Annotated in this window: 7 protein-coding genes and 2 pseudogenes; 2 read left to right on the top strand and 7 right to left on the bottom strand. The window is 57.1% G+C overall.

Annotation, left to right across the window (positions count from 1 at the left end):
- The 3 genes from istA to HC022_RS04640 all read right to left on the bottom strand — a co-directional run.
- Positions 1-1,142: IS21 family transposase (gene istA, locus HC022_RS04650; RefSeq protein ID WP_167451532.1), on the bottom strand; the 1,142-nt coding region annotated here is incomplete at its 3' end.
- A gap of 174 nt (positions 1,143-1,316) precedes the next feature.
- Positions 1,317-1,532: a helix-turn-helix domain-containing protein gene (locus tag HC022_RS04645; protein WP_167451531.1), complete on the bottom strand. Its 216-nt coding sequence runs from the start codon at positions 1,530-1,532 to the stop codon at positions 1,317-1,319.
- 171 nt (positions 1,533-1,703) lie between these two features.
- A complete protein-coding gene (locus tag HC022_RS04640; protein WP_167451530.1) occupies positions 1,704-2,135 on the bottom strand; it encodes a ProQ/FINO family protein in 432 nt (143 codons plus the stop codon).
- Positions 2,136-2,753: 618 nt separating this feature from the next.
- Here HC022_RS04640 and HC022_RS04635 point away from each other — a divergent pair.
- Positions 2,754-3,446, top strand: coding sequence for a DUF6602 domain-containing protein (locus tag HC022_RS04635; RefSeq protein WP_167451529.1), 693 nt, complete (start codon positions 2,754-2,756; stop codon positions 3,444-3,446).
- A gap of 156 nt (positions 3,447-3,602) precedes the next feature.
- Here the strand turns inward: HC022_RS04635 and HC022_RS04630 are convergent, their stop codons facing one another.
- Positions 3,603-5,882, bottom strand: coding sequence for an AAA family ATPase (locus tag HC022_RS04630; RefSeq protein ID WP_167451528.1), 2,280 nt, complete (start codon positions 5,880-5,882; stop codon positions 3,603-3,605).
- Positions 5,883-6,207: 325 nt separating this feature from the next.
- Between HC022_RS04630 and HC022_RS04625 the strand changes: the two genes are divergently transcribed.
- Complete coding sequence (locus HC022_RS04625) at positions 6,208-7,593, top strand: transposase (protein ID WP_167451527.1); 1,386 nt, start codon at positions 6,208-6,210, stop codon at positions 7,591-7,593.
- A 1,074-nt stretch (positions 7,594-8,667) separates the two neighbouring features.
- On the opposite strand, the pseudogene HC022_RS04620 reads toward HC022_RS04625, so the two are convergent.
- The 3 genes and pseudogenes from HC022_RS04620 to HC022_RS04610 all read right to left on the bottom strand — a co-directional run.
- Positions 8,668-10,071, bottom strand: a pseudogene (locus tag HC022_RS04620) (thiamine pyrophosphate-dependent enzyme); the annotation flags it as partial.
- Between the two features lie 19 nt (positions 10,072-10,090).
- Positions 10,091-10,294: pseudogene (locus HC022_RS04615) on the bottom strand (acyl-CoA dehydrogenase family protein); the annotation flags it as partial.
- 117 nt (positions 10,295-10,411) lie between these two features.
- A complete protein-coding gene (locus tag HC022_RS04610; protein WP_167451526.1) occupies positions 10,412-11,626 on the bottom strand; it encodes a pyridoxal phosphate-dependent aminotransferase in 1,215 nt (404 codons plus the stop codon).
- Positions 11,627-11,760: the final 134 nt, after the last annotated feature.

Here is an 11,760-nt window from a genome sequence, read left to right as displayed (position 1 = left end):
TGGCGCGGATGAATAGCGACACGGCGATGGTTATGGAAAAGGCTCACAATCTCCTGATCCTCGAAGAGATCGATCGCCTCGCCAATCAGCTCATGCGGTACGGAATAGAAGTTGCCGCGATGTTCGACATGATAGTCATCTGGAACCCGAACGGATCGTATGTGTTCAAGATTGCGGAAAGGCAGATGCGGCAGCTTTCGCAAGCGGCTGCGTTCCTCGCTTTCAAATATGTCTCTTCGAGACCGCCCTGCCAGGCGCCGCATGGGCTTCACGTTGATCCGGTCGAGCTCCATAGCGATGGCGCGGTTGAGCTCGGCGATGGAATGAAAAGTCTGCCCCGACAATCGCAGCGTGATCCAACGTTTGACATGTAGCACGGATTGTTCGACCAGCCCCTTATCTTGCGGGCTGCGTACTCGGGCTGGCAGCGGCGTGACGCCATAATGCTGCATTGCACGATCAAAGCCAGGGTTCAGAATTTGCCCACGCGCGTGTGACCTTGGGTGAAGCACTGCTGCCTTGAGGTTATCGGGAACAAGATACTTCGGCGTTCCGCCATAATAGTCGAACATGGCAACAGTGGCTTTGATCCAACTTTGTGTGCTCTGATCTGGCACTGCAGTCGCGAAAATGAGGCGGCTGTGGCCCAGAGCACCGACAAAAAGTTCAACCGGTCGCGTCTTGCCCGTCAGAGGATCCGTTATCTTTGGGCGTTTGCCGGAGAAGTCGACAAAGGCCTCCTCCCCAGCAACACGTATCTGACGCATGATCGGCCCGCGCTTCTTGAGGTGCGCGCTCAGCCGCCGCCTGAACCGCGTGTAGCTCATGGGGTTTTCGGCCTGCCGGAAGTACTCATCGTGCAGAACCGTTATTACCATGCCTTTCTCCGATGACATGCGGCGGGCCATCAGGTCCCAATCCGGTTCTGTCCATTGGTTTGATGGAGGCTGGCGCTTCAGGCCGAGTACGGCGCGCAGGGCGTCGACGGTCAATTCGTCTATCTGTTCGAGCCCGAGCGGGTGATCATGCAGCTTTCTCCTGTACTTGGCGACAGTCGTGCGATGCGCGGCGCACACCTGACTGATCGCAACATCACTGAGATCGCCGATGACGATCAGGCGTAGCACTTTCTTGAAATCCATTTCTGGCGTCCTCCAGGCACGCCGGCCCTGTTCGGAACGATTGAAAATCGTCCGGTGTCAGCCTTGACGTGGTTGCGGTGATGTAAGAGGGTTGCCTTATCGGTCAGGCACCGAAGGCATTTTCAGAGGGCGTACACCGGCAAGTGTACGCCTTCTTAAACTTTCAAGGCCAAGTCATTTCCCTTTCTCCCGCGATTTATCTGTCCATAATTGGTCCACAGAAACCTGGAGCTTCTCGGCCAATGCCTTGGCAATCTTGGCGGAACGCCGCTCTCGTTTGGCGACATCGACCACCGCAGTGTGAGACACACCAAGTTCACGGGCGATCGCCCGTAAACTGCTGTCAGCGCGTTTCAGATCGCGCTTGATTTTTTCATACGACGAGCACATGCCGTCTGGCTCCAATTGACATGTCACGCAGTCAATTGGAGGGAGCTTAACGAGTCAAGTAATTGATTTTGCATCAATATTATAATTTTGAGCTCAGAACTACAACCTTGCCCACGCCGTTTCGTACTCAACCTTATCCCTTTGCAGGCGAGACTGTCACAGTGCTCCACCCTATTCGCGCCCTAATTGCCGTCGCTTTAAATGACTTAAGAACCTCATAGAGTATGCACGCTCATCTGCCGTCACCTTGCCGGAAGGCACAAGGTCAAGGCAAATTCGATCTTCGCATTGGATAACGGCCTGATGGTATTGGAAACTGTCGAAAAATCCACGCATTGCCAATCGGCGGCACTTCTCGGCTTCTTGGTCAGGAGCAGGGCCAAACCGGTTTTCTAGGTCCTTTCTCAGCCCGATTTTCGCAGGAAGGATGAACTCGACGAGGAAATACGGCGGAAGCTCATCCGTCGAAGCCAGCTCGAAGGCTGTCGCGATCCGGCAGAGCACACGCTCTCTGTAATACGGCTGAAAGGCACGTAGTTTTGGCACAGGAGAGACAGGCAGAAGAAAACGCTCCGATTGCGGTAGAGATGGCTTCTCAGTCATGGCGACAATGGTCTTGAGGGCTTCATAGCCCTTTGTATCCCCCGCTTTCCAACTGAGATAGGCTTACACTTGTGAGGCAGCCGGTCCGACCTCAGCCGCATGGCGGCATTCGAGGCGGGCGCTGGCGGCAAGCTTCGCGAGTTGACCTCGGTTCGGAGCAGTCATCGTCGCGACGCGCAGCGTTGATCGATAGGGGTTAGAAGCAAGCTTGATCGGGCGCAGCTGGAGGACCAGGCACGGCGATCCACCCAGCCCTGACCGGACATTCGCAGGCCTGTTGCGCAACGTGGCGCAGCGGACCTACGGCACCGCAGCGATCCGTGCACCTAGCAGGCAGCAGCACCCGTCGCTCCCGGCCCAAACCGGACATTGATTGGCTTTGGCGACGCTGCGGTGCAGCTTCCATACATCAGGCTTTGATCAATCACGCCAAAGCTGTGGTGGTTGGAACTGTCTTCTTAGTCAGTTATGCGTGATCTGAGGGACCATGCTAATGGTTGATTTGAGAGCGATTAGCACTGAAAAAAAGCGAGTGGATGTATAGAGATGGCCAAAAGGAAACTGCCTCGAACCCCGTACTTGAACCCTCAGTTCGGGGCGGCAGTAAAGGACTTCGGGTTGTCATTCCTCAAGACCCAGAGCATTAACCATCGCGGCAGCAAAGGAACGGCTCGCGAAGGCGTTCTTGGAACCTTTTTTCGCGAACAACTTCCCGGGCGCTATTCAGTAACAGAAGGTGAGGTCGTGGATCTGTATGGTCGTTCGAGTCCACAGTTGGACCTGATGTTCTACGATTCTTCTGTTGATTTCCCGTTTCGCACTGCGGGCGCAGATATTCTTGCCGCAGAGGCGTTGCTTTCCTCCATCGAAGTGAAGTCAAAACTTACAAAAGCGGAAATCGAAAAGAGTGTAAAAGCCGCTCGAAAACTGCGAAAGCTGAAGCCCTTCGGCCGCCCGCTGGCAGGTAACGACGTGGGCATGAAAGCGACAGGTAAAAAAGATTCACGCTATTTTCATTGTCTTTTTGCATACGAGACGGACTTGTCAGAAAATAATTGGCTGGAAAGTGAGGTCAATCGTCTGAAGTCCGCGTGTGGTACAGGGCATGCCCTGGATTTAGTGTACGTTTTGGATCGCGGCTTAATACATGTTGGTCATAGTATTGGCAAAATGGAAGACGGTGATGGAGGGGCGATTACAAACTTCTATTTCTCCATTCTAAACTTTATCCAGCGCGAGGCGCGACGGCGCGAGGCGACGCCATTTGAGCGCTATACGCAATCCGCCAAGAATGCCTGGATAAAGGTTTGACAATATAAGGCGTTGTGAAACGCGTCCGCATGCTGTGATCAATGGACCTTGGCCCAGTCCGCCTGCGCGACCGGCCCACTGCAGACACCCATGCCAAGCGCAGCAAGCGACCGCTTCCAATCCAAATCGGGATATCGTGTTATTCTGGCAGCTGTATTACTTACAAGCCGTACACATCTTCTTGTAGTGATCCTCGCCAACCTCCTTGATGAAGTTGATACCTGCTTCGGCAGCGCGGATGGCTTCTTCCAGCGTGAGGTCTGGCAATGTTCCAAGGCCGTCAATTGTGCCGTGCGACTCAATTTGGACAAGCCGTTCGAGAGCGCGAACATCAAGCTTGTCTTTCACCTTGTCATGGTACTCCCCAAGAGCGTCTGCGAATTTTGGTCTGCCCGGCGAACAGAAGGTTGCGAACATCTCCAGCAACTTACGCGTCGCATTCGGCAGCAAGAACAGTTTGTCGGTTTTCCTAGTTGTCGCGGCGCTATGAACAAGGTGGAAAAGGTAGTGATATTCGCTGTCGTAGTTCACCAGCAATTTGTGCATTTGGACAAGCGAAGTTACCCGTTCGTCTCCAACACCCGAATCCCGACATTCAAGTGAAAGTAAGGCCTTCCCCCACTTGCTCTCGTCCCTGCGGTGCAAATTTTGAAACTCGCGTTTCACCATATTCATGAAGCTGGTGTTATGCGTAAGAACGATGACCTGAGCGCACTTCTTGGTCATGCGTGTCATCAGGCTATAGGCGTAAGTTCGAGCGGCGGTATCGAGGCTCGAAATAGGGTCATCAATGACCAACACAAGTTCTTCGACCTTGCGACCCTCGGCAGCCAATTGTGTCAGGAAGTAGCAGAAGGAAACAGCGGTCCGTTCCCCTTCACTGAGCTCCGTTGCCGGTTTCCCGCTTGGGCGAAGGATTTTGTAACCGCCAGCTTCGGCAATAAGGCGTAGTTCTTTGTGTCCCAGATAGGCCCATATGAGCTCGTTCATCTTGTCTGCGCCGACACCATTGTCTTGCAGGTCATTGCGAAGTTCCAACTGACGGTCGGTAAGGCCCTTCTCGTCCTTTTGCGCTGTCTTCAGGGCTGTTTCCGCATCCCGCACATCTTTCTGAAAGCGGTTCCAATCACCTTGGTTGGCTGCTAAGACATGTGCTTCGATTTTTGTGAAGGCATCCTTTTGCATTGCTGCAAAACTCGTGAATGCATCGTTGTGCTTCTTCAAGGTAACAATCAGTGCATTCTCTATGGCCCCATATTCTGCAAGCCACTTCTCAAGGTCGAAATCGGCCAGTTCCCCCGTGACCTCGACTTCTTTGGTAGGGTTTGCTGCCCGTACCTCGATGCTCTTGAGGAGCTCTCCGACACACACGCCAAGCTGCTTGATAGCGGTTTCAAAAAGCGCTCGGTTCTGGGTGAAGGCCTCCCGCTCTTCGCCTGTAACCTCTGCTTCCTTGGGGATAGACCGGTAGAGTTCCCTCAGAGCTTGTTGGTGTTCCTGCCCGCGCTTCGCGGCGTCTTCCAAGGCGCGAAGCGCCTCGGTCCACGATTTGTCGAACAATACCCGAAGCTGTGCTCGGCGCTCTTCAGAGAATGGATTTCCACAAAGCAAGCAGTCAGCCACACTATGTTCGTCGTGATAGTGGAGCCCTCTCTCAACCCAACGAAGTGCATCCGACTGATCTTCGAACTCCTTCAAAGCGATGCCGGAAATGCTTTGACTTAGCAGGGCTTGACTGGCCTTGAACCAGCGTACCAGACCAGCAGGTAGGCTTGGCGAGAACGAAAGCGTTGGCAGGGGTTCCCGCTGAGCGAGTATTCCTTGGTTTTTCTTGAGGCCTTCTTCGGACAGTTCCTTCTCCGCACCGAAGGAGGCTTTGGAGTAATGTCCTTGAACTTTTCGAGCGTCGTAGGACTGCGTATAGGTACTCGATGAAGCGATTTCTCGGACGTTTCGAGCCACTCGCGTTTTGAAGTCCGACAATTCCTTGTTAGCCTTTGTCTTCGCCTTCTCTGTGATCTTGGTCTGTTGCTTGGCCGCGGAAAGTTTTGGAACTATCTCGTCAAACTCTTTTCGGGCATCGACCTTCTTTTCGCTCAGGTACGCTATCCCCTTCGTGCTGCTGGCATCCCATTCGAAGTTTCGTGACACGAAGTCTGTATTGAAAACGAGCAGGTTACCCCCAAGTGGGTTTGAGATGGGGTCTTGGGTGATAGCTGTACCGTCCGACGTTTCCAATTTGAAAGTTGTTTCTGTGGGTAGCCGCCCCTCAAGGCTTGTCCGCTCAATTGAAGCAAAAACCCGCGAAAGAGTTGTTTTCCCAGACCCATTGAATCCGTAAATCAAGGTGCGAGGCCTGACTTGAATATCTGCAGGCGCGGAAAAATCTTTCCAAACTCCCGCGTTTTTCAGTTCGGAAACTCTGCCTATGATCAACTTAATATGCTCTACTCAAAAGAATTCGTGGCGATGTTCGGTTGCCACTTCAGATATGCACCTGCCTTCGCCTTGGCGCAACCGAAAGCTGCGGCTGCACATGCATGTTCGCGGTTAAGCCCCAAAATTTCGGATGTTTGGTCAGGGCAGACGTTTCGCAGGTACACCATTCGCTCAACTCGCCGAACCCGTTTTCTGGCGGAGTCGCCATCGGTATCAACTGCAGCGAAAGTCCGAAACCCGCCGATGCTGTTGAAAAAGTCTTTGTTGCAGGGCGGCAAGTCCTTTGATTCACTCGATTATGAGGGGATTGGAGGATTTCGTCATGATGGGCACCCAAACGGCACCGGCACAGTTGTTCTATGACTTCGATCTGGAGCGTCATGTTCCTTCCGGTCACATGCTTCGCGAGATTGACCACTTCCTGGACGTGGGTGGCATGCGGGAGGCCGTGCGCCCGTTCTACAGCCACATGGGGCGTCCCTCGATCGATCCAGAGCTGATCATCCGGATGCTGGTCATCGGGTATGTCATGGGAATCCGTTCAGAGCGGCGCCTTTGCGATGAGGTCCATGTGAACCTCGCATATCGCTGGTTTTGTCGTCTGGGTCTGGAAGGGAAGGTGCCGGATCATTCAACCTTTTCCCGGTATCGTCATGGCAAGTTCCGTGACAGTGATCTGCTCCGGCAGGTGTTCGAGGCGACCGTCGAACGCTGCCTGAAAGAGGATCTGGTCGCGGGTGAAGGATTTGCCGTCGACGCAAGCCTGATCCCGGCTGACGCCAATAAGGTCCGGTCTATTGCGGCCGAAGACTGGAGCCCGGAGGTTGCGCGCGAGGCCGTAAACCGGGCGGCACGCGAATATCTGGAAACACTCGACGATGCCGCCTTCGGAGCCGCATCACCGGTCCAGCCGAAGTTCGTGGCCAAGTCCGATCCGGCTGCGCAATGGTCCCGCGCCGAGGAAAGCCGCCCGTATTTTGCCTATGCGACCAACTACCTGATCGACACCAAGAGCTCGGTGATCATGGATGTTGAGGCGACACGGGCAATCCGGCAGGCCGAGGTGGGCGCTTCACGCACCATGCTTGATCGCACGGAAACGCGCTTCGGCATCAGACCAGACTGGATAGCTGCGGATACGGCTTACGGCAATGCCGAGAACCTCGGGTGGTTGGTCAAAGAGCGTGGGATCATACCATTCATTCCCGTCATCGATAAATCAGAGCGGACCGATGGCACCTGGTCCAGGTCCGACTTCGAATGGGACGAGGCGAATGATCAATACATCTGCCCCGAGGGTCACGCCCTCAAGCAATATCGCCGTAACTACTCCGATCCGAACCGGGGTCAGGACACCGGCGGGCGAAAGAAATACCGCGCCTTGAAGGCGACCTGTCAGGCCTGTCCATCCAAGGAAATCTGCTGCCCTAAAGCGGAGGCCCGATACGTCACCCGTGAACCCCACGAGGAAGCACGCGAGTTCGCGCGCGAATGCCGCAAGACCAAGGCCTACAAGGTATCCCGAGACAAGCGGAAGAAGGTCGAGATGCTCTTCGCCCACTTGAAGCGCATCCTCGGCCTGAACCGGCTACGCCTGCGCGGCCCCAATGGTGCCAAGGACGAATTCCTCCTCGCCGCCATCGCCCAGAACCTCCGAAAACTCGCGAAGCTGCGGCCTCAGTGCGCAAAATTGGAGGCCACGGCATGATCTAAGTGGCCAGATAGTCGCTACAAGGCGGCGCGACGGGCGATTGCCCGAACCAAACGGCGACACCCGAGCCTGAGGGCAGCCCAAAACGCGTTCTCGGGCCGACTTTTTCAACAACATCCGCCCGTCGTGGCGATGCCAGGCTCGTGCGTGGCTCAGGGAACGGGTGCCGGTCCTCCGGCGCTTGATGCTTGAATTGACGGTATCTGACCGAAACTTTGTGGAATGTCACAACAACCGCTCCCGCCGCACAACGTAGGCTGCCTATGTCAATTTGAACTTGAGTTAAGTCGCCGAACAGAGCGAACCGCAGATTGTACCAACAGTCTCGAGCTGGAGTATGCCGCGTGAAGTCCCCTAGCTGTTTTCAGCCCACTGTTCATCCATGAAAGCTTTTAACTCAGCCTCGCTCAGTGTCGCCTCAGTTGATATCGCTCGCGCACGTAGCTGCACTGACGCAATGCGCTCCATCAGGTTGCTTGGCTGGCCGCCTGGCTGGTCATCAGATTGTGTCGGCTTCCGCACTAGCTTACCCTCCTGAGACCTAAGACCCGAAGGCAATTCTATCAGAATTTTGCTGACGATCAAATTTCTGGGGTGTTTGAAAGCTAGTACTTTCGCCGGGTCCCAGAGACCGGCGAAGTGCGCCTAACGCAAAGGCGCGAAGCGCTGCGATAGTTGATGTCTCCGCGCTTCACGCCTTCGCTATCCCAGCCTTCGTCGTAGCAAGCGTCAGCCCACTCAAAGCGAGTGTCATCTGTCTTGAAAAGCCCTGACGGGTTTCCACGCCCACGTGTGTCGGGTAGCTCTGCCTATGCGTGATGATTTACGTGTCGATCAGCATCCTGCACCGCAGCAGCCGCGAAACGCCTGACAGGAAAGCCGCTCGCACCACGTTCAGCCGTCGATCTTCTGCGCTCGCGAACGGGTGTTTTTCCACGGAATCGGCTGGTTGAGACCATTCGCTGCGGCGGTGCGGACGTTCGAGACGAAACAACACCGGCTCTGCCTGTCACAAATCTCGGTCCTGTTCCGTCTTGTTGGTATATGCGTCTCGAGATCGAACTCGTAGAACATGGGGATGAAGCCATTCTGCGCCATGCCGATTGCGAGACCGAGGATGGATTGTTCATCCAGGAGCGTGTCGATCATCCGGTCGGGGCCGAAGCGGGCGATCAATTTCTGCGTCACGCCATAGACGCCGCCCTTGCGGCCCACATCCTCGCCCATCATGACGACTTCGGGATGTTCCAGCATCAGGTCGGTCAGCGCCCAGTTTATCAGGCGCGACATGATCTGCGGCTCGTCCATCGCCTTCGTGTCGGGCCCGAAGGCCGCGGCACGGGCTTCGGGCGTCGGGCCGTTCGTAGGGCGGCACAGCCGTTTCGGTGGGATGATACTGGCCATGACGTCGCCCGCCGTCTTCAGCCGGGGGCGCGTGACCGCCTCACCTGCAATTCGCGCAACGCGGGCGTTCGTCTCTTCGTAGATCGAGAGCGCCCCGGCCGGTGCCAGCGCCCCGGCCTGATCCATCAGCCGTACCGAATGCAGGAGCGGATCGTTCGCCTCCTCGGCCTCGACCTCCTCGCGGCTGAGATAGGTCGTCGGCACATCGGCCCCGGCATGGCCGTAAAGCCGAATGGTGCCGACATGCAGGAAGGCGGGCTTCTTTCGGGTGCGAACATAGTGCGCGGCCTCCGACGCCACACGGAACGTCTCGTAGATATCGAGACCGTTGCAGTGGAAATACTTGAGCCCCGGCCGATCCCGGAAAGTCGCCGCGATCCAGCCCTTCGGCGTCTTGGTGGAAATGCCGATGCCGTTGTCCTCGCAGACGAAGAGAAGTGGGAGCGGGACCGACTGGTAGGAGGTCCACTGCGCCGTGTTGAACGTGCCTTGCGCAGTCGAATGGTTGGCCGAGGCGTCGCCGAACGAACAGTAGACGATGGCATCGTCGGGCAGCGCCTTGTGTTCGGGCGCCCGGCGCCGCGCTGCGCCGATGGCATAGGCCGCGCCGACCGCCTTGGGCAGGTGCGAGGCGATGGTGGAGGTCTGGGGCGGGATGTTCAGCGCCTTGGACCCCAGAACCTTGTGCCGCCCGCCCGAAATCGGATCCTCGGACGAGGCCGCGAACGACAGCAGCATGTCCCAGGCGATGGACTGGCCCGGCACCTGCCCCGCCCGCGCAATCTGGAAGGCCGCGTCGCGGTAATGCAGGAACGCCATGTCGGTCAGCCGAAGCGCCGCAGCTACCGCTGCCAGACCTTCATGCCCCGACGAGCCGATGGTGTAGAAGCCCTGCCCCCCCTTCTGCATCACCCGGCTCTGCCGGTCGAGTGCGCGTGACAGGCACCCGGCCCGATAGACCGTGACCGCTTCAGGCCCGGAAAGCGGCCCCGAGGGCGGGACGCCACCAGGCAGGTCGCCACCGGCCACCCGCTTCAGGAAGTTCTCATGTACGATTTCGGCGCGGTCCATGCATCACTCGCAGAAAAAATCAGAAGAAAGCCTGCAACCCGGTGATCGCCCGCCCGAGGATCAGGGCATGAACGTCATGGGTGCCTTCATAGGTATTGACGGTTTCGGGGTTCATCGCATGGCGCATGACCTGGAAGTCCTCCTGAATACCGTTGCCGCCACACATGTCCCGCGCCATCCGAGCGACATCCAAGGCCCTGCCGCAGTTGTTGCGCTTGACGATCCACATCTTGGAACCGTTCAGTACATAGCCGTTTCAGCACATAGCCGTTCGCGGTCTTCGTCAGCCGGAAAGGGGCTTCCCGGTCGACTGTGGAAAGGGAGGGTTCATTGCCGTCCATCAATTGGCCCTCCTGTCCAAAGCCGCATGAATCCGAGAAATGCCCTCTTCCAGATCGGCGTCGGAATAGGCAAACGAAAGTCGGAAGTGTCCAGGCAAACCGAAAGCGCGCCCCGGCACCACCGCGACGCCAGTCTTTTCGAGAAGCCAGGCGCAGAATTCGGTGTCGGAGGCGAACGAGCCGCCTTGCGACGTCAGCAACTCAGCGCATGAGGGGAATACATAGAACGCACCGTCGGATGGCGGGCAATGCAACCCCTTTATGGCCGATAGTCTTGCGGCGACAGTATCCCGGCGGCGCAGGAATAGTTCATTGCGCCTGGCCAGTTCCTCCCGCGGTCCGGTGATTGCGGCGAGGGCGGCGGCTTGCGAGACCGAGCAGGCTCCGGACGTGATCTGACCCTGTACCTTGATCATCTCGCCGACGAGCTTGCGCGGACCGATTCCCCAGCCAATGCGCCATCCCGTCATCGACCAGGCCTTGGATACGCCATCGACGACAAGGGTTCTGTCCTTCAGGGCTGGCGCGGCATCGGTGAACGACGTGAAAGGGACGAAGGACAGTTCGCGATAGATCTCATCCGTAAGCACCCAGACCTGAGGGTGCTTTTCGAGCACGTCGGCAAGCGCGCGGATTTCCTGTTCCGAGTAGACGGCGCCCGTTGGGTTTGAGGGGGAGTTGAGCATCAGCCAGCGCGTGCGCGGCGTTATCGCCTGTTCCAGCGCGGCGTCGCTCAACTTGAAATCATCCGCCATGTCGCAGGGAATGATCACGGGAACGCCCCCAGCAAGGCGGACGATATCGCCGTAGCTGGTCCAAAAGGGCGCGGGTATCACGATCTCGTCGCCCGGATCCAGCGTGGCCAACATCGCGTTCGCAAGCACCTGCTTGGCACCGGTCGAGATGATGACCTCGGATGGCGTAACTCCGGCGCCTTGCGCAACGGCCGCGCGCAACTGAGGAGTGCCCACGGTTGCCGTATAGCGGGTCTGACCGGCGCAGGCGGCCTGATGTGCGGCGTCGATCACGAAGTCCGGCGTTGGCAGGTCCGGCTCGCCGGTGCTCAGCGCGATGATGTCCCGCCCTTCCGCACGCAGCGCCGCGGCGCGTTCGGAGATCTGTACGATCTCGGATAGTTCCAGCCCCTTGAGGCGCGCGGCGGCAATGTCGCCGTCGTCCCGTATCGGACCGGATATTGCGCGGATGTCTTGCATGGCATGGTCATCAGCCGATCGCATAACTTGTCCTTTCGGCGGCAATAAACCTCAAACTTCAGGTCCATGGCAGGATAGGGCATACGACGTTCTTGGAATATGCACGAAAAAGGACAATATTCGTGCCTAATGGT

It is taken from the genome of Salipiger sp. HF18, assembly GCF_011806505.1.
Classification (GTDB): Bacteria; Pseudomonadota; Alphaproteobacteria; order Rhodobacterales; family Rhodobacteraceae; genus Salipiger; species Salipiger thiooxidans.
This window is presented reverse-complemented; position numbering and strand designations above follow the sequence as displayed.

What these genes read in the sequence shown, in the direction of transcription:
- HC022_RS04640 (WP_167451530.1), bottom strand. Translation starts at nt 2,135, where the DNA reads ATGACTGAGAAGCCATCTCTACCGCAATCGGAGCGTTTTCTTCTGCCT.
- HC022_RS04610 (WP_167451526.1), bottom strand. Translation starts at nt 11,626, where the DNA reads ATGCAAGACATCCGCGCAATATCCGGTCCGATACGGGACGACGGCGAC.
- HC022_RS04625 (WP_167451527.1), top strand. Translation starts at nt 6,208, where the DNA reads ATGATGGGCACCCAAACGGCACCGGCACAGTTGTTCTATGACTTCGAT.
- HC022_RS04645 (WP_167451531.1), bottom strand. Translation starts at nt 1,532, where the DNA reads ATGTGCTCGTCGTATGAAAAAATCAAGCGCGATCTGAAACGCGCTGAC.